This is a genomic window from Streptomyces sp. 1331.2 (assembly GCF_900199205.1).
In the GTDB taxonomy this organism is placed as follows: Bacteria; Actinomycetota; Actinomycetes; order Streptomycetales; family Streptomycetaceae; genus Kitasatospora.
Genome location: NZ_OBMJ01000001.1, coordinates 3221127 through 3242271, shown reverse-complemented (window position 1 = coordinate 3242271; position 21145 = coordinate 3221127). Strand labels below are relative to the sequence as shown.

Genomic DNA, 21145 nt, shown 5'->3' with positions numbered 1-21145 from the left:
GCCGAGGGCGGTTCGGTGGGCGGCCGTCGCACTCTCAGCAGGCGGCGCGGGCGAGGCGGGGTGTCGGTGATGACGGACGGCGAGTGGTGGCGCAAGAGCGGGCCGTGGAGCGAGCGCTCGGCGGGCGCCCGGGAGGGCGGCGCTGCGCCGGGGGACGCCGCAGGGGCTGCGGCATCGGCTCCGGGGCCGGGAGCGGCGGACGCTCCGGCCGTACCCGCCGTGGACCCTGACAGCGTGTACGGCCCGTCGGCGCCGGGTGCGGCCGGGATCCCGTCCGTACCGCTGGACCCGCCGGACGCCGTCGCCGCGGGGGAGCGGGACTCGGTGATCCCGCCGCCGATGGTGAGCAGCACCGGGCCGTGGACCATGACCGTGTTCGACTTCTCCGACGGGCCGGAGCCCGCGCCGGGGTCGATCCCCGAGCAGCGGGCGGCGGAGGCGGCGGCGGCCCGGGCGGCCGCACAGGCTGCGGCTCAGGCGGCCGCGCAGCCCGGGGCGGACACGGCGAAGCCGAAGACGTCGATGTGGTCGGTCCTGGGGAAGGCCAAGGGGAAGGCCGGGGGCGCGACCGGGGACCAGGCGGGGGGCAGGGCGGCCTCCGCGGCTCCGCCCGGCCCGCCGGTCCCGGCCGCCCCGGCCGGGGGCAGGGCTGCCGCCGCAGGGAAGGGCGGCAAGGGCAAGGGCGCGGGAGGGGACGTCCGCAGACCGTCCCCGCTGATCCTGCTCTCCAGCACGCTGCTGGTCGGCGGCGCCGTCACGGGGTTCTTCCCGGCCATGCTGGCGGGCTGGGGCCTCGGCTACCTCTCCCGCCAACTCTCCGACCTGATGCGCAAGTTCGTGATCCTCGGGATCCCACTGATCACCATGAGCGCGACCACCCTGTACGCCATGCAGCAGGCCAAGCAGGGCGGCGCCGCCCAGGGCGGCGGCGGGGGCGGCGGCGGTCTGCAGTCCGGCAGTCCGCTGGGCCAGATCAGCTGGTCCTCGGCGCCGAACGTGCTGCGGGTGTCGGCGGTGATCTCCGCGGTCGTACTGCTGCTGATCGGCCTGCGCCGCCGCCCGCCTCAGCAGGGCTGAGCCGGGCGGCGGAAGGCTGCCGTGCCGGAGCCGCCGCCCGTTCATGAGTGGATTCCTCCGAGGGGAGCGGCCCGGGACGGGCGTCGTGGGCGACCGGCGAGGTCGCGCGGGAGGAATCCTGTCGGACCGCTGTCGAACTGTCACGCGGGTACCGGACGGGGTGGGTGGATGGTGCGTGACGTCACTTTCGGGCCGGTGCCCGGCCCGAGCCCTCAGGCCCGGGTCGGCGGGGCAGCGGCCCCGGACGCGGCGAAGCCGGCGCAGAGCAGGCGGACGCTCCGGTGGAACTTCTCGTCCTGGCCGATCCGCGGGATCAGCTCGCCCATGACCAGCGGGAAGCGCTCGCGCAGTGCGTGGTACTGCTCCGGGCCGAGCGACGGCGGTGCGGCCGGCTGGTTCTGCTCCTGGAGGACGAACCCGGTGACGTGGCTGAGCAGGGTGTCGGCGGCGATCCCGCAGGACTCGGCGGGTATGGCGGCGTCGAGGAGGGTGCGCAGGAGCCGCTCCATCAGGGAGAGGCCGCCGGGGCTGAGCACGCCGGGGCTCTCGGCGAGGAGCTGGGCGCCGCCGGGGTGCTGTTTGATGCTCAGGCGCAGGGTGGCGGCCTGGGCCTCGACGCGGTCCTGCCAGGTGGCGTCGGCCGGGAGGGCGGCCAGGGCCTCGCTGCCCGCGGCGTAGGCCTGGCGGCAGACCCGGTCGGCCATCAGGGCGAGCAACTCGTCCTTGCCGCGGACGTGGTAGTAGAGGCTGCCGGCATGGGCGTCGAGTCGGTCGGCGACCTGGCGCATGGACAGGTTCTGGTACCCGACCTCGGCGAAGACGGCCATGCCCGCGTCGACGATGCGCTCCTTGGTGAGCTTCATGCGTTTCACCGTACCCGATTTTTCCAACACCGTTCGAAACTGTGCTAGCTTTCTCTCGTCCGGTTTTCAAACGGTGTTGGAAAAGCGAAGGGGGAGGGCGATGGGGGCGATCCTGTTCAACGTGACCACGGCCGCACTGATGGTCATGATGGTGAACTCCGGTCTCGGCGTGGTCGGCCGGGACACCCTGCGGAGCCGGCCGCTCCCGTGGGCGGCGATCGCGCTCACCGCGGTCGCGGTCGGCGGTGTGCTGCTCCAGCTCGTCTGGTCCGGCGCGATGGACGCGCTCGACGCGGACCCCGCCAAGTCCGGCTGGTGGCGCGAGTTCACCTCGGTGTTCATGCAGAACGGCGGCCTCTTCGGCGGCCTGTGGAACCTCGTCACCCTCGCCGCCGTCGCGGCCCTCGCCCAGTGGTACTGGGGCGGCCCGCTCACCCTCGGCTTCTTCCTCGCCGGCATCCTCCTGCCCGGCCGGATCGACACCCTGCTCGGCTTCGGCGGCGGCCCCAGCACCGACCCGCGCAACTTCGCCGGCAGCTCCGGCGCGACCTACTTCCTCGGCGCCACCCTCGCGCTCGCCTTCCTCACCCGCACCCGCCTCCCCAAGGAGATCGCGCTGGCGGCCGGCGTCCCGGCGCTGGGCCTGGCGATGTGGATCGCCCAGGAGAACGGCCACGGCCTGGTCTCGGTGTACGGCTTCGTGCTGGGCGCGGCGGTCTGGGCGGTCCGCCGCCGGGTGGTGCGGCCGGTCGAAGCCTGACCGGAGTGCTGCGGCGGCCCGGGGTTCCGACCCCGGGCCGCCGCAGCGGCATTTCTGCACGGAGGGTGACCACGGCGGGGTCGGCCCCCCTGCCCGTGCGGGGGATAACACCCGTACGGGAAGGGTGCTTTCCCCGTTCTTCGGGCCGCCCCGCCGCAGCAGACTCGGGGCATGCCCACACAGCCCGTGACGATGACCGCGCCCCCCGCCCCGAAGACGGCCGGCGGCGGCAGCGACTTCGCCCAGTTGAGCCGCCGGATCGCCGCCGAGGGACTGCTCGACCGGCGCCCCGGCTACTACGCCGCCCGTACGGCCCTGGTGCTCGCCGCGTTCCTCGGCGGCTGGTGGGCCCTGTTCGCGCTCGGCGACACCTGGTGGCAGCTCGGCCTGGCGGCGGCGATGTCCGTGGTCTTCGCCCAGATCGGTCTGCTCTCGCACGACCTGGCGCACCGTCAGGTTTTCGACCGGCGCCTGCCGAGCGAGATCGGCGGCCGGATCGCCGCCAACCTGCTGATGGGCATGAGCTACGGCTGGTGGATGAACAAGCACACCCGCCACCACGCCAACCCGAACCACGAGGAACGCGACCCGGACGTCTCCCCGGACCTCGTCGTCTGGTCGAAGCGCCAGGCCCGGCAGGCGAGCGGCCTCGCCCGGTTCATCGGCCGCCGGCAGGCGTACCTGTTCTTCCCGCTGCTCCTGCTGGAGGGCCTCAACCTCAGCTTCAACAGCTTCCGTGCGCTGCGCAGCCCCATGATGAAGCGCCCGCTGCTGGAGGGCGTCCTGCTGGTCGTCCACTTCGCGGCCTACCTCGGGCTCGTCCTCGCCGCGCTTCCGCCGGGCAAGGCGGCCGCCTTCCTCGCCGTGCACCAGGCGCTGCTCGGGGTCTACCTGGGCTGCGTCTTCGCCCCGAACCACAAGGGGATGCTGATGGTGACGCCGGAGATGAAGCTGGACTTCCTGCGCCGGCAGGTGCTCACCTCGCGCAACGTCCGCGGCGGCCCGGTCGTCGACGCGGTGATGGGCGGTCTCAACTACCAGGTGGAGCACCACCTGTTCCCCAGCATGCCGACGCCCGCGCTCGGGCGGGCGGCCCGGATCACCCGGGAGTTCTGCGCGGAGAAGGGCATCCCGTACTACGAGACGGGCCTGTTCCGCTCGTACCGCGAGATCCTGGCCCACCTGCACCGGACGGGCGAGCCGATCCGCTCCGGCGGCTGATCAGGGCGGAAGGCGGGTGCCCGTGACTCCCCTGTGGTCACGGGCACCCGCGTTCCGCCCTGATCGGCCCGTCACCTCGACGCCAGGCCGTCTCCTCGACGCCAGGCCGTCTCCTCGGCGTCAGGTCGTCTCCTCGGCGTCAGGCCTTCTTCTCGAACCCCGCCAGCAGGCCGCGCGGGTCGAAGGTGACCCGGATCCGGGCGATCTTCCCGTTCTCCACGTGCATCCAGTTCGCCGTGGGCGCGGGCGGGGCGACGCTGGTGTGCAGCTCGAACCAGGTGATCACCTCCTCGCCCTCGGCGACCCGGGTCTTCACGTCGATCTTCTCCAGCACCTGCCCGAGCCCCCGCAGTCCGCCCAGGGCCTCGTCGATCCCGGAGGCCGTGCCCAGGGCGCCGACGAAGTCCACGTCGTCGGCCAGCAGGCCCCGGAGGGTTTCGAAGTCGCCCGCCTCCCAGGCGGTGAAGTAGGTCTCGGCAAGCTCACGTGCGGTCTTCGTCGTCGTCATGCCTCCATCCTCCCGGCGCGCTTTCCATACGTCCAACAGATGGATCGGATGCCAGTTATCATCCTGAGTTATGGAGATGCATCAGCTGCGCTACTTCGCGGCCGTCGTGGACGAGGGCTCCTTCACCGCCGCGGCCGGGCGCCTGCACGTCAGCCAGTCCGGCATCAGCACCCAGATCGCCAAGCTGGAGCGGGAGTTGGGGCAGCAGCTGCTCGACCGTACCGGCCGGCGGGTGCGGCTCACCCCGGCGGGCGAGGCCGTCCTCCCGCTGGCGAAGAGCGCACTGACCACCCTGGACGCCATCCGGCACACCGCGGCCGAGTTCGCCGACGCGGTCCGCGGCCGGGTCCGGCTCGGCATGATCATGGGCTGCTCGATCCCGCCCTTCCTCGACGTCGTCGCCGACCTCGGCCGCACCCACCCCGGCATCGAACTCAGCCTGCACGAGGGCCACTCCGACCTCCTCCAGGCGCAGGTCCTCTCCGGAGACCTGGACCTGGCCCTGATCGGCTTCGCCGGCGAGGCGGTCCCCGGCCTGGACGTCGACATCGTCGTGGACGAGCGGATCGTCGCCGTCGTCCCGGCCGGGCACCCGCTCGACCGCGAGACGCTGAACCTCGCCGACCTGCGGACCGAGAAGATCCTCTGCCTCTCCCCGGGCACCGGCCTCCGGGCCGCCTACGAGGACTCCTGCCGCCGGCTCGGCCTCGACCCGCGCGTGGACATTGCCGCCAGCTCCCCGCTCGCCGTGCTCCGCCTCGCCGAACGCGGCGCCGGGGTCGCCGTCCTCAGCGCCTCCTCCGTCGAGGGCGCCGGCCTGCGGGCCGTCCCGCTCGCCGACGCCGCGACGGACGCCCGCCTCGGCCTGGTCGCCCGGCCCGACCAGCACTCCCCGGCGGTGCGCCTGCTGCGGGCCGAGCTCAGGGCCGCGATGCAATCCGACTGATCGTCATGCGGCGCCACGCGGACCTGTGATTGGGTGGCCCTCGCTACTCCGAGTCCAGGGAGGTCAGGCCGTCATGTCCCGAACGCCGCAGGAGATCTTCGAGAGCTACGTCCACGCCGGCGCCATGACCCGGAACGCCGACGCCCTCGCCGAGAACTTCACCGAGGACGGTGTCTTCGAGGCGCCGCTCATGCCCGCCGACGCCCCCTTCCCCAGGAGGCTGGTGGGCCGCGAGGAGATCCGTGCCGCCATGGCGGCGTACTACGAGCGCCAGGCGAAGGGCGACGGGCGCAGGCCCAACATCGCGAAGTCCGGGTACGTGCTGCACACCACCGCCGATCCCGAGGTGTTCATCGCCGAGATCGACACGGTCTTCGACGGGGACGGGGACAGCGGCGGGGAGGACGTCGTGGTCTCCCTGGTGCAGATCTTCCGGGTCCGCGACGGGAAGATCGCCCGACTGCGGGACTACTTCGCGCCCGCGCTGATGAGCTGAGGAGCAGCAGCTTCGGCAGCGGCCCGACCCCGGGCACCGGCCCGCTTGGCGTAGGCGATGGTGAAGTAGACCAGCCCGCCGAGCACCGCGTACGGAAGGACGTTGTTGACCGTCACCACCGTGCCGTGCGACAGGGTGTAGACCAGGACGATCCGCAGCACGGCCTCCAGGACGAACGCCGCGCCCCAGACGATGGTCAGGTTGCGCTGCACCCGGCGGAAGCCCGGGTACTGCCACATGGAGTTCCACCAGGAGACCATCTCCGGCGTGCCGTCCGTGGCGAACTTGCGCCCGAAGTAGAACATGATCGGCTTCGGCGCCGCGAGCGACGCCAGGTAGAACACGCCGAGCAGGCCCGAGACGAAGGAGTCCTTGGCCAGCAGCATCTTCGGGTCCTGCGGCCCGATCAGCGCGACGACCAGGGTCAGCGCGACGAAGACCAGGGAGACCACCGCGAACTCGTCGATCCGGCGGTGCCAGACCAGGTAGATGAGGGTGTCGACCACCGGGCCCAGGCCGGAGAGCAGGATGGCGGTGGATTCGCTGTAGCCGTGGTCGTGCAGCTGGTTGTAGATCAGGATCGGCGCGACGACGTTGAAGCCGATGCTGATCAGCCAGCCGAGCGCGGCGGCCTTCCCCTTGCGGGCAGGAGCCTGTGGAGCGGCGGAAGTTGACACGGTGTTGTCCCCCGAGTGAGCTGGATTTGCCGGCTCATTCTGACGGACCAGCAGGTCAAGCGCCTAACGCCGGCACCGAATCGTGATCGATCGTGCCCGAGCGGGCCCCGGCCCTCCCGCCTGCACCCCCGCTCCGGGAACCCGGCTCACGCCCCGAGGAAGCGCTGCAGTTCGGCCAGCACGTAGTTGGCCCCCGTGTAGCCGATCCCCTGGAACCACAGCTGGTCGTCCACCGGGAACGCCCGGTGCGCCCTGACCGCCCCCAGCGCCTGCCAGCCCGGGCTCGCCAGCGTCGCCTCGGTGCCGGCCCGCCCGGGATCGCCGTACGTCGCGTACAGCAGCAGGTCGCCGTCGGCCTTGCCGAGCTGGTCCGGCGGGATCTCGAAGTCCGACTGGTCGACGTTCTGCGCGTCCGGCCGCCCCACCCCCGCGTCGGAGAGCACCGTCCCGGGGAAGCTCTGCCGACCGGACAGCCGGATCCCGCCGCCCTCGACGAACCGCACCAGGCTCACCTTGCGCCCCGACAGCTTCGCCGCGGACAGCGCCTGCGCCACTTGCCCGGCGTGCTTCTGGTACGAGCCGACGAAGGCCTCCGCGGCCGCCTCCCGGCTCAACGCCTGGGCGTGCAGCTGGAAGTTGGCCTTCCACGGCGCCCCGGTGGTCTGGGTGAGCACGGTCGGGGCGAGCTCCCGCAGCTGGTCGTACCGGTCGCCGTCGCGGGCCTGGTTGGAGAGGATCAGGTCCGGCCGCAGCGCCCGTACGGTCGGCAGGTCCGGCGCGCCGGCCGGGCCGACCAGCCGGATCCCGGTGGTGCGGCCGGTCGGCCAGTAGTCGGGGTAGCGGGTGTCGCGGGCCGGCAGTGCGGCGCCGACCGGGGTGATGCCCAGGGTGAGCGCGGAGTCGAGCACGTCGGTGTCCAGCACGACCACCCGCATCGGCTCGCCCGGCACCAGCACCGGCCCGGTGGCGGCGGTGACGGTCACCGGGGGCACCGGGACGGCGGACGGGGATCCGTTCGCGCCGGTCACCTCGACCGGACGCGGCGTGGCGCCGCCGGTGCACGCCACGAGCGCGGCTCCGCCGAGGCCGGCGAGCAGGGTACGGCGGGCGATCCGGGGCATCGGCGGTCCTCAGGAGGCGAGGCGGGGGTCGGGGCGCCGTCGATTATGTCCGAAATAGTGCCTGAAGTGCCGTCAAACGGGCCGCCGTGCGTGCCGTTGAGGCTGCCCGCCCTGCGTGCCGTCGTGCCTTCCGTCCTGCGTGCCGTCAGGCGTCCAGTGCGTCCACCGCCGCCGGCGCGGCCGCCCAGGGCGCGCCCGGCACGACCAGCGGGGTGCCCGTCACCGGGTCCGGCACGACCACCGAGTCCAGCCCGAACACCTCCCGCACCAGCTCCGCCGTCACGACTTCCCCGGGCGGGCCCTGCGCGACGACCCGGCCGTCCCGCATCGCCACCAGGTGGTCCGCGTACCGGGCGGCCTGGTTGAGGTCGTGCAGCACGGCGACGACCGTCCGCCCGCGCTCGACGTTCAGCCGGCGGACCAGGTCCAGCACCTCCACCTGGTGCGCGATGTCCAGATAGGTGGTCGGCTCGTCCAGCAGCAGGATGTCGGTGCCCTGGGCGAGCGCCATCGCGATCCAGGCGCGCTGGCGCTGGCCACCCGACAGCTCGTCCATGCTCCGCTCGGCCAGCTCCGCCGTCGAGGTCCGCTCCAGCGCCTCCGCGACCGCCGTCTCGTCCTGCGGCGACCACTGCTGCCACCAGCTCTGGTGCGGCTGGCGGCCGCGCGCGACCAGGTCGGCCACCGAGATGCCCTCCGGGGCGGTCGGCGACTGCGGCAGCAGGCCGAGCCGCTGGGCGATCCGCTTGGTGGGGATCCGCGCCAGCTCCTCGCCGTCCAGCAGCACCGCGCCCCGGACGGGCTTGAGCAACCGGCCGAGGGCCCGCAGCAGCGTCGACTTCCCGCAGGCGTTCGGGCCGACGATCACCGTCACCCGCCCGTCCGGGATGCCGACGTCCAGGCCCTCGACGACCGTGCGCGCCTCGTAGGCCAGGGTGAGGCCCCGGGCCTCCAGACGGTGGCCGGAGTGCTGGTGAGCGGTCATCGGGAGCCTCCACGGCGGGATCGGATCAGCAGCCACATCAGGTACGGCGCGCCGACCAGGCCGGTCACCACGCCCACCGGCAGCTCGGTTGGCGCCAGCAGCCGTCGGGCGACCAGGTCGGCGAGGACCACCACCAGCGCGCCGGTCAGCGCCGAGCAGAACAGCGGGACCTGCGCCGAGCGGGCCAGCCGCAGCGCGATCTGCGGGGCCATCAGCGCGACGAAGTCCACCGGCCCGGCGGCCGCGGCCGCGCAGGAGGCCAGCACGATGCCCAGCAGGGCCATGCCCAGCCGGATCCGGTCCAGCCGCAGGCCCAGGCCCACGGCGGTCGCGTCGTCGAAGGAGATCGACCGCTGGGCGCGGGCCGCCCACAGCGCGACCGGCAGCGCGGCCAGCAGCACCCAGGCGAGCCGGCCGGCCTGCTCGTAGCCGGCGCCGTTCAGGCTGCCCGTCATCCAGACCTTGGCGGCCTGGGCCTGGAAGCCGTCGCCCTTGGTCAGGAAGACGGAGGTGAGGGAGGACAGGGCGACGCTGATCCCGATGCCGATCAGCACGAAGCGCTGCGCGTGCAGCCCGCGCCGCCAGGCCAGCGCGTACACCAGCAGCCCGGCCACCAGCCCGCCGGCCACCGCCGCGTACGGCGCCTGGCCGGTCGAGCCGACCACGCCGTACGCCGTCAGTCCGACCACGGTCGCGGTCGCGCCCCAGGTCACGCCGACCACGTCGGGGCTGGCCAGCGGATTGCGGGCGACGGTCTGGATCAGCGCCCCGGCCAGTCCGAGCGCGGCGCCGACCAGCAGCCCGACCACCACCCGGGGCAGCCGGAACTCGCCGACCACCAGCTCGTCCGGGCTCGGCTGCCCGAGCACCACCTTCACCACCTCGGCCGGCGAGACGGTGGACTCGCCCAGGCAGAGCGAGGCCACCACCGTCCCGGCGAGCGCCACCAGCAGCCCGAGGGCGACCAGCGCCGACCGCCGGTGCAGCAGGAAGGAGGACGGCCCGGCCCGCAGCACCGAGTACCCGGGAAGCGCGAGGCCGCTCCTGCCCGAGGAGAGCGGGTTCATGCGGCGACCACCTTCCGACGCCGGACCAGCGCCACCAGCACCGGGACGCCGACCAGGGCGATCATCACGCCCGCCGGCACCTCGGACGGCGGGAACAGCACCCGGCCGAGGGTGTCGGCGAGCAGCAGCAGCGCCGGGCCGAGGACGGCCGAGAAGGCGAGGATCCAGCGGTGGTCGGCGCCCGCGACGGCGCGGGCCGCGTGCGGGACGGCGAGGCCGACGAAGGCGATCGGGCCGGCCGCCGCGACCGCCGACCCGGTCAGCACGGTGGCGCCGAGCGCGCCGACCGCCCGGACCAGGCCGGTCCTGGCACCCAGCCCCTTCGCGGTGTCCTCGCCGAGGGCCAGCGCGTCCAGCCCGCGCGCCACCGCGACGACCAGCGCCGTGCCGACGGCCAGGAACGGCAGCAGCTGCCAGGCCACGTCCGAGTTCCGCCCGGAGAGCGAGCCGACGTGCCAGAAGCGGAACCGGTCCATGGTGGCCGCGTCCGTGGTCAGCACCAGGGTGTTGAGCGAGGCGATGAAGGCGGACGCCGCCGAGCCGGCCAGCGCCAGCTTGATCGGCGTCGCCCCGCCCCGGCCGCGCCCGGCGAGCCCGTACACCAGCACGGTGGCGATCACCGCGCCCGCGAAGCCGAACCAGACGTACCCGGTGAGGGTGGAGACGCCGAAGCCGGAGATGGCGACCACCACACCGGCCGCCGCGCCCTGGGAGACGCCGAGGATGCCGGGGTCGGCGATCGGGTTGCGGGTCAGGCCCTGCATGACGGCCCCGGCCAGGCCGAGCGCCGCGCCCACGGCCAGGCCGACGACCGTGCGCGGCACCCGCAGCTCGCGGACCACCACGGCGTCGGCGGTGTCGCCGCCGTGCAGCAGGGCGTCGAGGGTGGTACCGACCGGGATGGTCCGGCTGCCGACCGCCAGGCTCAGCAGCACCGCGGCCGCCAGGACGGCCAGCGCGGCGGCGAGCCACGGTATTCGGCGCCGCGGCGTGCGGTCCGGCGTGCCGGGCGGGGCGGTGGTGTCGTCGCTCATGGGCCCTCTCCGCAGACAACTCAGGTAAACCTAAGTTCCGCCGCGGAGCCGGGGCAAATCGCCTCGTGGGCCGGGCCGCCCGTTGGATAGCCTGGCGGCATGCCCGTGACCTCACCCGCCCCGCTCACCGTCGGCTTCGACCTCGACATGACGCTGCTGGACACCCGGCCGGGTATCCACGCCACCTTCCTGGCGCTCTCCGCCGAGACCGGCGTCCGCATCGACGCCGACCTGGTCGTCACCCGGCTCGGCCCGCCGCTGCTGGACGAGATCAGCAACTGGTTCCCGGCGGAGGAGGCCGAGCGGGCCGTCACGCGCTACCGCGAGCTGTACCGCGAGCTCGCCTTCGCCCCGACCGTGGCCCTGCCGGGCGCGCACGACGCCGTCGCGGCGGTCCGCGCCCACGGCGGCCGGGTCGCCGTGATCACCGGCAAGTACGAGCCGAACGCCGTCCTGCACCTGGAGCACGCCGGGATGACGGCGGACACCGTGATCGGCGACCTCTGGGCGGAGACCAAGGGCGAGGCGCTGCGCGCGCACGGCGCGAGCATCTACGTCGGCGACCACCTCGGCGACATCCGGGGCGCCCGGCACGCCGACGCCGTCGCGGTCGCCGTGGCCACCGGCCCGTACGACGCGGACGAGCTGCGCGAGGCCGGCGCGGACGTGGTCCTGGCGGACCTCACCGCCTTCCCGGCCTGGCTCGCCGGCCACCTGGCCGGTCAGGCCGGCTGACCGGCCGTAGGGCCAGTCCTAAGCCGCGCTGCGGCGGCGCTGGGCGCGGGCGTTCAGCAGCAGCCCGGTCAGCGCGGCCAGGAAACCGGCCGGCATCAGCATGCTCAGCCAGTACGCGGCCGTCGGCAGCGGCGTCAGGTGCAGGAACAGCGGGACGAAGGTGGCCAGCGTGGCGAGCGCACCGAGGCCGAAGACGATCGCCCCGGCCTTGACGTACACGTCGCCGGGATCGGCGCTCTGGCTGCTCACGTCTGCTCACTCCTCGGGGCGGGGTCGGGCCGCCCCCAGTCTGGCAGAGCGCCCCCTGAGGCCGCCCACCGGAGCAGGCCGGTCACGTTGCGCAGTTTCCCGGCAGCTCAACGTTTTGATCCCTGCTGGGCGGGGGTATGCAGGGGGTGCCGAGGGGCGCTACAGGTGCGTCCCGTGTCCGCAGACCCGGGGGTGTGAGCCGATGGACAGCGCAGGGACGCGACCCGGCCGTGCCAGTACCGGGTCGCCCGTGGCCGCGAGATCCCCTCGCTCCACCGCCCGGAACGGGCAGTGGACCGCGGATCCTTCGCGGAGCGCGGATGAGGCAGTCACGGACCGTTAGTCTGCTCCTGGCAACGTGCTGACCATGAGCGCCCGCGGGCGCCGAGCCGAGGTCGGCAGCGTTCTCCACCACCCAGCGATCCCCGGCCAGGGCCGGGATCCCTCACACCCATTCGAGGACTGTTCGAGATGCCCACCGGCCAGGTCAAGTGGTTCAACGAGACGAAGGGCTTCGGCTTCCTGTCGCGCGACGACGGCGGCGACGTCTTCGTCCACACCAAGGCGCTGCCCGCCGGTGTCACCGTGCTGAAGCCGGGCCAGCGGGTCGAGTTCGGCGTGGTCGCCGGCCACCGGGGGGACCAGGCGATGGGCGTGCAGCTGCTGGACGCGCTGCCCTCGGTGGCCGCCGCCCAGCGCCGGAGCGCGGACGACATGGCGCCGATCGTCCAGGACCTGATCACCACCCTGGACGCGGTGCTGCCGGGCCTCCAGCGCGGTCGCTACCCGGCCAAGCCGACCGGCCAGAAGCTGGCCGGCCTGCTGCGCGCGGTGGCCGACCAGTTCGACGTGTAGGTCCCGTCCGGGGTGGTCCGGGCAGGGACTACCCGAACGCGAGCGCACCCGGGTCGAGCGGGGGCACCAGCCCCTCCGCGGCGGCCCGGGTGAGCAGCGCGCGGACGGCTGCGTAGCCCTCCTCGCCGAGGTCCTCGGTGAACTCGGTGACGTATAGCCCGATGTGCTGGTTCGCGACGTCCAGGTCCATCTCCTGGGCGTGCTCCAGCACGTACGCGCGGCTCGCCTCCGGGCTCGCCCAGGCCTGCCGGACGGAGGCCCGGACCGCGTCGGTGATCGCCCGCAGCCGCTCGGCGCCGAGCGAGCGCTTGGCGACGATCGCGCCCAGCGGGATCGGCAGGCCGGTCTCCTGCTCCCAGGCCTCGCCCATGTCGGCCAGGCTGTGCAGCCCGTACTTCCCGTACGTGAAGCGGGCCTCGTGGATCACCAGGCCGGCGTCCACCCGGCCGTCCCGGACGGCGGGCATGATCTCGTGGAACGGCAGGACGACGATCTCGCCGAAGCCGCCGGGCACCGCCTGCGCCGCCCAGAGCCGGAACAGCAGGTAGGCGGTGGAGCGCTCGGAGGGCACCGCGACGGTCTTCCCGGCGAGGTCCGCGGGGGACGCCACTCCGGGCAGGGTGAGCACCAGCGGGCCGCAGCCGCGCCCGAGCGCGCCGCCGCAGGGCAGCAGGGTGTACTCGTCCAGGACCCACGGCAGCGCGCCGTAGCTGATCTTCAGGACGTCCAGCTCGCCGCGCTCGGCCAGGCCGTTGGTGATGTCGATGTCGGCGAAGGTCACCTCGGGCGCGTCCGCGCCGGGCACCAGGCCGTGCGCCCAGGCGTGGAAGACGAAGGTGTCGTTCGGGCAGGGCGAGTACGCGATGCTCAGCCGTTCAGCCACGGCCGGCCTCCTCGATCAGTTCGTGGACGGGCAGGGCCGCGAAGGCCCGCTCCAGGGCGGCCAGCGCCTCGCCGATCCGCCAGGCGGCGCGGTCGCGCGGGCCCACCGGGTTGGAGACGGTGCGCAGTTCGAGGGCCGGCAGGCCGTACCGGGCGGCGGCCTCGGCCACGCCGAAGCCCTCCATCGCCTCGGCGGCGGCGCCCGGGTGGCGGGCGGCCAGCTCGGCGGCCCGCTCGGCGCTGCCGGTGACGGTGGAGACGGTCAGCACCGGGCCGGTGACGGCGCCCCGGTCATCCGGGCCGGCGGGCCCGCCCAGGGCCTTCGCGAGCAGCGCGACGCAGGCCGGGGGCGGGGTGTGCCGGACGCTGCCGAAGCCCAGTTCGGTGACGTCGGCGAAGCCCTCGGGGGTCTGCGCGCCGAGGTCCGCGACCACGATCGCGTCGGCCACCACCGTGGCGCCGACCGGGGCGTGCGGGGCGAAGCCGCCGGCGATCCCGGCCGAGACGGCCAGGGCGTACGGGTGGGCGGCCAGCGCGGCGGAGGCGCCGGCCGCGGCGGCGGCCGGGCCGACCCCGGCGGCCAGCACGTCCACCGGAGCGCCCTCGGCGCGGTGCAGGGTGCCACCGGGCAGGGGCAGGGCGGTGGCCCCGCCGGGCAGGCCGCGCAGGACGGCCTCGGCCTCGGCGGCCACCGCGACGACGACGAGCAGCCGGGCCCGTGCGGGGCCCGACTGCTCGCCGGGGCCGTCGGTGACGGCGTGCGCGGTCATCGCAGGACCGTCAGCTGTCCTGGGTGTTCAGCTGGAAGTACCAGACGGCGATCGGGTTGTCCGAGTTCTTGTCGCCCTCGACCACGGTGATCAGCGTCTTGCCGCTGGCGTTCAGCAGCTTGTTCGCCTGCTGGGCGCCGGACCAGGTCGGGCCCTTGGCGTACGAGGCCAGGCTGAAGCGCCCGCCACCGCTGGTGGAGCCGCCGTTGGTGAAGGCCCACCAGCCCGACTCGGCGACGTTCGGGGAGACGCCGACGCCCACGCTGTCGCTCGACACCACGTCCTTGGTCGGCAGGGAGCCGGCCGCCAGGGCCTTGGTGGCATTGTCCTGGCACTGCTGCTGGAGGTCCTCGGTGATCGGGCTCCCGTTGTTCCAGCACAGCGGCTGGGCGACGATCGAGGAGTTGCCGACCTTGAGCGTGGCCTGGTGCGAGATGTGCTCGGTCTGGCCGGAGGCGATGGCGACGGAGGTGCCCACCGTGGCGGCGCCGACCACGACGACGGCGCCGAGGGCGGCGATGGCACGGGAATTGAGGCTCATGCGTCAGAATCTACCGGGCCTGGCCGATCACGCTACGCGGGGGTCGGCCACCGCGTGTTGCCGTACCGCTTCTCAGGCCACCCGGGGCGCCGCCGGGTGCCGCCGCAGGCCCACCCGGAAGAGCGAGTGGAAGGTCCACAGCAGCACCAGGCCGACCACCGCGGCGGCGACCGACAGGCCCAGCTTCCCGTTCAGCGGCAGCACGATGCCCACCGCGCCGCCGGCCACCCAGGACAGCTGCATCAGCGTCTCCGAACGGGCGAAGGCCGAGGTCCGCACCGCCTCCGGGACGTCCCGCTGGATCAGCGCGTCCAGCGCCAGCTTGCCCAGCGAGGCCGCCATCCCGGCGATGCCGGCCACCAGAATCACCGTCACCACGCCGTACCAGAGCGCGGCCGCCGCCGTCACGCAGGTCGCCAGCAGCAGCATCGCGGTGACCGTGGCCTCCGGGCCCCGGGTGCGCAGCCAGGAGCCGAACACCGAGCCGAGCGCATTGCCCGTCCCCGCCGCCAGCGCCACCAGACCCAGCGCCAGCGTCGGCCGCAGGCCGCCGATCGGCTCCTCCCGCAGCAGGAAGGCCAGGAACATCACCAGGAAGCCGACCAGCCACTTCATCGCCGACATCGCCCGCAGCGCCAGGATCACCGACGGGCCGACGGTGCGCAGCGAGGCCTTGACCGGCGGCGGCCTGTGGTGGATCAGGTGCGAGCCCTCGCCGTGCACCTCGGCGTGCAGGACGGCGCGCTGCTCGCCCTTGGCGGAGTCCACGGTGTGCGGCAGGTGGAAGGCCATCAGGGTGCCGATCACGAACACCAGGAAGGCGCCGCGCAGCGGCCAGCCCGGGCCGATCAGGTGCAGCAGCCCGCCCACCGCGGCCGCCACGCCGGTGGCCAGCAGCCCGGCCAGGGTGACCCGGGAGTTCGCCTTCACCAGGGACAGCCGGCTCGGCAGCAGCCGGGGCACCACGACGCTGCGCACCACCCCGTACGCCTTGGACGCGACCAGCACGCCGAGCGCCGCCGGGTAGAGCGCCAGGCCGCCGCCGGAGATCACCCCGGCCATCGTCCAGGCGAGCACCGCCCGGGCCAGCATCGCCATCGCCATGGCCGCCCGGCGGCCGTGCGGCAGGCGGTCCAGCAGCGGGCCGATCACCGGGGCCAGGACGGCGAACGGGGCCATCGTGATCAGCAGGTAGAGCGCGACCCGGCCGCGGGCCTCGCCGGTGGGCACCGAGAAGAAGATGGTGGAGGCCAGCGCGATGGTGATCAGCATGTCGCCGAAGGAGTTGAGCGCGTGCAGCTCGATCAGCTTGGCGAGGCCGGACTCGCCCGCGCCCTCGGCGGAGGTGGCCCGGCGGATCCGGCGGCCGGTGCCGTGCACCACCTTGCCGGTGCGGGCGCCGGCGGCGGAGGCGGTGCGGATCAGGAAGGGGCGGCGGGGCTCGGGGATCTCGTCCGCGAGGTCCCCGGCGAGGTCGTCGGTCGGGTCGTCGGCCAGGTCCTCGTCGAGGGCGGCGAGGTGGCGGGTGTGGGCGTCGCCGGGCGCGGGGGAGGCGTGCTTGACGAGGCTGACGCGGGCGGTGGGCGTCTCGGGACGGTCCGCCGGCGGCGGTTCTCCCGCGCCGGGGACCGAGGACTGCAGTCGCGGCACGGACTCCGCCTGGTCGGGGCCGCCGGCCTGCGGGGAGCGCAGTGCGTGCTGCGACGGGTTGTGGTCCGCCACAAGCCCATCCTGCCCCAGATTTGCCGCGCCGACGCGGGATTGCACCCCACTCGGCGCGGCCTCCGGAACCGTCGGGTCCGCCCCGGACTGTGCCGGGGCGCCGACCGGCGGGTAGCCTGCCCCAGGGTCCGCCCGCTGGGCGCCCGGGCGCCGGCAGGCCGGTCGAGCGGCGCGGTCGGTACCCGAGGCGGCCGCCGGTCGCGCAGAATGGATGAGGGACTACCGAGCCGCGACGGAATGGGCAACACGCCGTGGGCGACAGAAGAACTGGGAGAGAATCGACGCCGTGAGTGCTGCGATGCGAAGCCGTACCCCCGACCGGCTCTGTGCCGAGGCCGTCGAACTCGCCCGCCAGGCAGCGGAGGAGGCCGTCGGAGCGGAGGCCGTCGGGCCGCACATCGGCGCCCAGGCGGATGCCGACCGCGTCGTCACCCACACCTTCGAGTGCCTGGACGCCGCCTACCGCGGCTGGCACTGGGCGGTCACCGTCGCCCGCGCCCCGCGCGCCAAGAACGTCACCCTGGACGAGGTCGTCCTGCTGCCCGGCGCCGACGCCATCCTCGCCCCCGAGTGGGTGCCGTGGAGCGAGCGGCTGCGGCCCGGCGACATGGGCCCCGGCGACCTGCTGCCCACCGGCGCCGACGACCCGCGGCTGGAGCCCGGCTGGACCGGCGAGGACGAGCCGGCGCCGAACTCCGCCGTCGCCCTCGCGGAGGCCGAGGACCTGGTCGTCACCGACCCGCACGTCCAGCCCGCGCCGGCCCGCGCCCGGATCAACGCCGTGGCCGAGGAGCTCGGCCTGGGCCGCAGCCGGGTGCTCTCCCGGCTCGGCCTGCACCTGGCCGCCGAGCGCTGGGAGAAGGTGCACGGCGCGCAGACCGCGATGGCGCAGGCCGCCCCGGCCTCCTGCGGGAGCTGCGGCTTCCTGATCCCGATCGGCGGCTCGCTGGGCCAGGCCTTCGGCGTGTGCGGCAACGAGTTCGGGCCGGCCGACGGCCAGATCGTCTCCTTCACGTACGGCTGCGGCGGGCACTCCGAGGCGGCCGTCATCCCGGCTCCGCCGGCGCCGTCCGAGCTGATCCTGGACGAGCTGGTGGTCGAGCCCCTGCAGCTCCACCCGGACCGCACCTCCGGCTCGGTCGAGCCGGACGCCCCGGCCGAGGAGCTCGGCCACTCCTGAGCAGGCACGTCCGGCGGCCCGCCCACTCGCCGAGTGGTGCGGGCCGTCGGCGTTTCCCGGGCGGGGCGGCGGTGATCCCGGGCCGTGGTCGGGAGCAGTCGGTGGGGCAGGGAAGAATGCCCTACGACGTACAGGGCGGCGGAAGGTGGCAGGTCCAGTGGAACCTCGGATCATCGGCAGCAGCACGGACGAGCACCTCGCGGACCCCTTCGGGAGCGCCGCGCTGCGCCGGCGGGTGCTGGACGCCTGGGCCGCCTCGCCGGCCCGGTTCCGGGAGGACGCCAACGCCGAGGAGGAGCTGGCGCTCGGCGGCTACCGGGACCGCCTGGTGGTCGAGTTGGCGCAGAACGCGGCCGACGCGGCGGTCCGCGCCGGGCACGGCCCCGGGCGGCTGCGGCTGACCCTCGCCGACGGCGTGCTGGCCGCCGCCAACACCGGCGCCGCGCTGGACGCGACCGCCGTCGAGTCGCTGTCCACCCTGCGGGCCTCCTCCAAGCGCGGCGAGGAGCCCGTCGTCGGCCGTTTCGGGGTCGGGTTCGCCGCCGTCCTCGCGGTCACCGACGAGCCGGCCGTGCTCAGCGCCGCCGGCGGGGTGCGCTGGTCGCTCGGCGAGGCCCGGGCGCTGGCCGAGGCGCAGCCCGCACTGGCCGACGAGCTGCGCCGCCGGGACGGCCACGTGCCGCTGCTGCGGCTGCCGTTCGCCGCCGAGGGCCCGGCGCCCGAGGGCTACGACACGGTGGTGGTGCTGCCGCTGCGGGACGCCGCCGCCGAGGACCTGACCCGCCGCCTGTTGGCCGGGATCGACGACGCGCTGCTGCTCACCCTGCCCGGCCTCGCCGAGGTCGTGGTGGAGACCCCGGAGGGCACCCGGACGCTCACCCGGGCCGCCGCCGAGCCCCGCCCGGACGGCGTCACCGAGGTCACCGTCACCGACGACGCGGGCGGACGGCTGCGGCGGACGCTCTGGCAGACCGCCGGCGCCTCCGGCGCCCTGGCCGCCGACCTGCTCGCCGACCGGCCCACCGAGGAGCGCGCCCGCCCGTACTGGACGGTGACCTGGGCCGTCCCGGTCGCCGCGGACGGCACCCCGCAGCAGCCCGGCATCGCCTCCGTGCTGCACGCGCCCACCCCCAGCGACGAGCCGATCGGCCTGCCCGCGCTGCTGATCGCCTCCTACCCGCTGGACTCCACCCGCCGGCACGTCGCGCCCGGCCCGCTGGCCGACTTCCTCACCGAGCGCGCCGCCGACAGCTACGCCGATCTGCTGCGCGCCCGCGGCGCCGACCTCGGCTCGCTGGGGCTCGTCCCCGGTCCGCTCGGCCAGGGCGCATTGGACAACGCGCTGCGCGCGGCCGTGCTGTCCCGGCTGCCCGGCACGCCGTTCCTGCCGCACCCGGCGCCGGTCGAGGAGGGCACGCCCGCGCTGCGGCCCCGGGACGCGACGCTGCTGGAGGGCGCCGACGGCTCGGTGGTCGAGGCGCTGGCGCCGATCTTCCCCGGGCTGCTGCCGGCCGGCCTGGAGCGCCGCTCCGAGCTGCGGGTGCTGAACGTGCGCCGGGTGCCGCTGGCGGACGTGGTCGACCAGCTCGGCGGCCTGGACCGTGAGCCCGCCTGGTGGCGCAACCTGTACGCGGCGCTCGGCGGGGCCGACCCGGAGGCGCTGGGCGCGCTGCCCGTACCGCTGGCCGACGGCCGGACGGTGACCGGGCCGCGGCGCGTCCTGCTGCCCTCCGAGGACGCCGACTGGGCGGCCTTCCCGGGCTACCCCGAGTCGCTGGCCGGCGCGCTCGCCGCGCTCGACCTGCGGCTGGCCCACCCCGAGGCCGCCCACCCGCTGCTGGCCAAGCTCGGCGCCGGCACCGCCACCCCGGCCGGGGTGCTGGACACCCCCGAGGTGCGGGCCGCCGTCGCCCGTTCGTTCGAGTTGGCCGAGGACGACCTGGACGCCGCGCTCGAACTCGCCGACGCCGTCCTGGCCCTGGTGAAGGCCGCCGACCCGGAGCCGGGCGAGCACCCCTGGCTGGCCCGGCTGGCGCTGCTCGACGACGAGGGCGAGCCGGCCCGCGCGGGCGAACTGGTGCTGCCCGGAAGCCCGTTCGCCGCGCTCGCGCGCGAGGAGGACGCCGGCTGGGTGGACGACGAGCTGCTGGAGCGCTGGGGCCCCGAGGTGCTGGCGGCCGTCGGCGTGCTGGCCGACTTCGTGCTGGTGCGCGCCGAGGACGTGGTGCTCGACCCGGACGACCTGGAGCGGCTGGACCCCACCGTCCCGGCCGACCGGGCGGCCGGCGGCCACCCCACCGGCCTGCTGGACGAGGCGCCGGACGGGCTCGCCGACTGGGCCGAGGACGCCCTGGAGGCGCTGCAGGCGGACGAGGCGGTCGGCGTCCCGCCGGTGGCCGCCGAACTACTGGCGGTGCGCGACCTCGACCTGGTGGACGACGACGCCTGGCCCGAGGCGCTGGCCGCGCTGGCCCGCCCGCCGTACCGGGACGCCGTGGTCGCCCCGGTGCGCACGCTGCTGCCGGACGGCACGTACGCCGACCTGCCGCCGTACACCGCGTGGTGGCTGCGCGACCACCCGGTGCTGGACGGCCGCGAGCCCGCCGGTCTGCGGGCCGCCGGCGCCGACCCGCTGCTGCGCGGCCTCTACGACGAGGCGCGCACCACCCTGGACGAGCAGTTCCTGCACGCCCTCGGGGTGCGCACCACGCTGGCCGCGCTGCTCGCCGAGCTGCACGGCCCGGACGAGCTGCTGGACCGGCTGACCGACCCGGCCGCCGAGGTCGGCCACCGCCAACTGCACGGCATCCACAGCGCGTTGGCCCGGGTGGACCGCGAGCGGATCGAACCGCTGGACGTGGTACGGGCGTTGCCGCCGCTGGACCCGGACACCGGGCGCCGGCCGGACCACACCGTGGTGGTGGACGCCACCGAGGCGGTCGTCGCGGACGCCCCCGACCTGGTCCAACTGCTGCACCCGTACCCGCTGTTGCCGGTCGCCCCGGCGCTCGCGGCCGACCTCGCCGAGCGGCTGCACGTGTCGCTGGCCAGCGAGGTGGCCGGCGGCCGGGTGCTCTCCGAGGGCGTGCTGCACCGCGTCCCGGCCGTGGTGCGGGAGCTGCTGCCCGGCTGCCCGGTCGCCTACGAGGAGCACGAGGAGCTGCTGGTCGTCGGGCCGGACGGCGCCGAGGCGGCGGTCGACTGGCGGTGGGACACCGGGGCGGACGCCCCGGAGCCGCCGTACGACCCGGAGCTGGCCGAGGCCGACGACGAGGACGACGAGTTCGAGGTCCCGCCGGTGCCCGGGCTGCTGCACGCGGCCACCCCGGAGGGCCTGGCGGCCGGGCTCGCCTGGTCGGTCGGGCAGTGGCACCGGCGTTTCGAGGTGCTGGCCGCGCTCAGCGAGCCGGACCGGGCGTACGAGCTGTCGGCGGCCCGGGACTTCGAGGGCTGAGC

At 74.9% G+C, this 21145-nt stretch carries 21 protein-coding genes; 9 read left to right on the top strand and 12 right to left on the bottom strand.

The window, feature by feature from the left end; genetic code table 11:
- Positions 1-69 precede the first annotated feature (69 nt).
- Positions 70-1077, top strand: a complete 1008-nt coding sequence (locus CRP52_RS13665) for a hypothetical protein (protein ID WP_143685733.1) — start codon at positions 70-72, stop codon at positions 1075-1077.
- A gap of 212 nt (positions 1078-1289) precedes the next feature.
- Here the strand turns inward: CRP52_RS13665 and CRP52_RS13660 are convergent, their stop codons facing one another.
- Entirely contained in the window at positions 1290-1940 is a 651-nt protein-coding gene (locus CRP52_RS13660; RefSeq protein WP_097236656.1) for a TetR/AcrR family transcriptional regulator, read from the bottom strand.
- 100 nt (positions 1941-2040) lie between these two features.
- Here CRP52_RS13660 and CRP52_RS13655 point away from each other — a divergent pair, with 100 nt between their 5' ends.
- Both CRP52_RS13655 and CRP52_RS13650 read left to right on the top strand, forming a co-directional pair.
- Positions 2041-2700, top strand: coding sequence for a hypothetical protein (locus CRP52_RS13655; RefSeq protein WP_097236655.1), 660 nt, complete (start codon positions 2041-2043; stop codon positions 2698-2700).
- A gap of 171 nt (positions 2701-2871) precedes the next feature.
- Positions 2872-3921 carry a fatty acid desaturase family protein gene (locus CRP52_RS13650; RefSeq protein ID WP_179852789.1) on the top strand — a complete coding sequence of 350 codons (1050 nt, stop codon included), beginning with the start codon at positions 2872-2874 and terminating at the stop codon, positions 3919-3921.
- Positions 3922-4060: 139 nt separating this feature from the next.
- On the opposite strand, the gene CRP52_RS13645 is transcribed toward CRP52_RS13650, so the two are convergent.
- Positions 4061-4429 carry a nuclear transport factor 2 family protein gene (locus CRP52_RS13645; RefSeq protein ID WP_097236653.1) on the bottom strand — a complete coding sequence of 123 codons (369 nt, stop codon included), beginning with the start codon at positions 4427-4429 and terminating at the stop codon, positions 4061-4063.
- A 70-nt stretch (positions 4430-4499) separates the two neighbouring features.
- On the opposite strand from CRP52_RS13645, the gene CRP52_RS13640 reads away from it, so the two are divergent.
- Both CRP52_RS13640 and CRP52_RS13635 read left to right on the top strand, forming a co-directional pair.
- Positions 4500-5375 (top strand): LysR family transcriptional regulator, encoded by an 876-nt coding sequence (locus CRP52_RS13640; RefSeq protein ID WP_097236652.1) that lies wholly within the window; start codon positions 4500-4502, stop codon positions 5373-5375.
- Positions 5376-5448: 73 nt separating this feature from the next.
- Complete coding sequence (locus CRP52_RS13635; protein ID WP_097236651.1) at positions 5449-5871, top strand: nuclear transport factor 2 family protein; 423 nt, start codon at positions 5449-5451, stop codon at positions 5869-5871.
- Here CRP52_RS13635 and CRP52_RS13630 read toward each other — a convergent pair.
- The 5 genes from CRP52_RS13630 to CRP52_RS13610 all read right to left on the bottom strand — a co-directional run bounded on the left by CRP52_RS13630 (position 5844) and on the right by CRP52_RS13610 (position 10755).
- Positions 5844-6548, bottom strand: a complete 705-nt coding sequence (locus CRP52_RS13630; protein ID WP_097236650.1) for a VC0807 family protein — start codon at positions 6546-6548, stop codon at positions 5844-5846. The two genes, CRP52_RS13635 and CRP52_RS13630, sit on opposite strands and share 28 nt — an antisense overlap.
- 146 nt (positions 6549-6694) lie before the next feature.
- Entirely contained in the window at positions 6695-7669 is a 975-nt protein-coding gene (locus CRP52_RS13625; RefSeq protein ID WP_097236649.1) for an ABC transporter substrate-binding protein, read from the bottom strand.
- Positions 7670-7814: 145 nt separating this feature from the next.
- Positions 7815-8654, bottom strand: a complete 840-nt coding sequence (locus CRP52_RS13620) for an ABC transporter ATP-binding protein (RefSeq protein WP_097236648.1) — start codon at positions 8652-8654, stop codon at positions 7815-7817.
- Positions 8651-9721, bottom strand: a complete 1071-nt coding sequence (locus tag CRP52_RS13615; protein WP_097236647.1) for a FecCD family ABC transporter permease — start codon at positions 9719-9721, stop codon at positions 8651-8653. Before CRP52_RS13615 ends, CRP52_RS13620 begins: the two co-directional genes overlap by 4 nt.
- Complete coding sequence (locus CRP52_RS13610; RefSeq protein WP_097236646.1) at positions 9718-10755, bottom strand: FecCD family ABC transporter permease; 1038 nt, start codon at positions 10753-10755, stop codon at positions 9718-9720. The genes CRP52_RS13615 and CRP52_RS13610 overlap by 4 nt, the downstream gene beginning before the upstream one ends.
- A gap of 99 nt (positions 10756-10854) precedes the next feature.
- Here CRP52_RS13610 and CRP52_RS13605 point away from each other — a divergent pair, with 99 nt between their 5' ends.
- Positions 10855-11490, top strand: coding sequence for an HAD family hydrolase (locus tag CRP52_RS13605; RefSeq protein ID WP_097236645.1), 636 nt, complete (start codon positions 10855-10857; stop codon positions 11488-11490).
- An 18-nt stretch (positions 11491-11508) separates the two neighbouring features.
- On the opposite strand, the gene CRP52_RS13600 is transcribed toward CRP52_RS13605, so the two are convergent.
- Positions 11509-11739, bottom strand: coding sequence for a hypothetical protein (locus CRP52_RS13600; RefSeq protein WP_097236644.1), 231 nt, complete (start codon positions 11737-11739; stop codon positions 11509-11511).
- Between the two features lie 471 nt (positions 11740-12210).
- Here CRP52_RS13600 and CRP52_RS40485 point away from each other — a divergent pair, with 471 nt between their 5' ends.
- Positions 12211-12594 carry a cold-shock protein gene (locus tag CRP52_RS40485; RefSeq protein ID WP_030057101.1) on the top strand — a complete coding sequence of 128 codons (384 nt, stop codon included), beginning with the start codon at positions 12211-12213 and terminating at the stop codon, positions 12592-12594.
- A 28-nt stretch (positions 12595-12622) separates the two neighbouring features.
- Here CRP52_RS40485 and CRP52_RS13590 read toward each other — a convergent pair whose 3' ends face one another.
- From CRP52_RS13590 to CRP52_RS13575, 4 genes are all read right to left on the bottom strand, one after another.
- Positions 12623-13477, bottom strand: coding sequence for a 1,4-dihydroxy-6-naphthoate synthase (locus CRP52_RS13590; protein WP_097236643.1), 855 nt, complete (start codon positions 13475-13477; stop codon positions 12623-12625).
- Positions 13470-14246 carry a futalosine hydrolase gene (locus CRP52_RS13585; RefSeq protein WP_097236642.1) on the bottom strand — a complete coding sequence of 259 codons (777 nt, stop codon included), beginning with the start codon at positions 14244-14246 and terminating at the stop codon, positions 13470-13472. The genes CRP52_RS13590 and CRP52_RS13585 overlap by 8 nt, the downstream gene beginning before the upstream one ends.
- Before the next feature lie 10 nt (positions 14247-14256).
- Positions 14257-14787 (bottom strand): hypothetical protein, encoded by a 531-nt coding sequence (locus CRP52_RS13580; RefSeq protein ID WP_097236641.1) that lies wholly within the window; start codon positions 14785-14787, stop codon positions 14257-14259.
- A 72-nt stretch (positions 14788-14859) separates the two neighbouring features.
- Positions 14860-16212: an MFS transporter gene (locus tag CRP52_RS13575; protein ID WP_373560557.1), complete on the bottom strand. Its 1353-nt coding sequence runs from the start codon at positions 16210-16212 to the stop codon at positions 14860-14862.
- Positions 16213-16807: 595 nt separating this feature from the next.
- Here CRP52_RS13575 and CRP52_RS13570 point away from each other — a divergent pair.
- Positions 16808-17689: a DUF3027 domain-containing protein gene (locus tag CRP52_RS13570; RefSeq protein WP_097236640.1), complete on the top strand. Its 882-nt coding sequence runs from the start codon at positions 16808-16810 to the stop codon at positions 17687-17689.
- A 157-nt stretch (positions 17690-17846) separates the two neighbouring features.
- Positions 17847-21143, top strand: coding sequence for a sacsin N-terminal ATP-binding-like domain-containing protein (locus CRP52_RS13565; RefSeq protein ID WP_097236639.1), 3297 nt, complete (start codon positions 17847-17849; stop codon positions 21141-21143).
- Positions 21144-21145 lie beyond the last annotated feature (2 nt).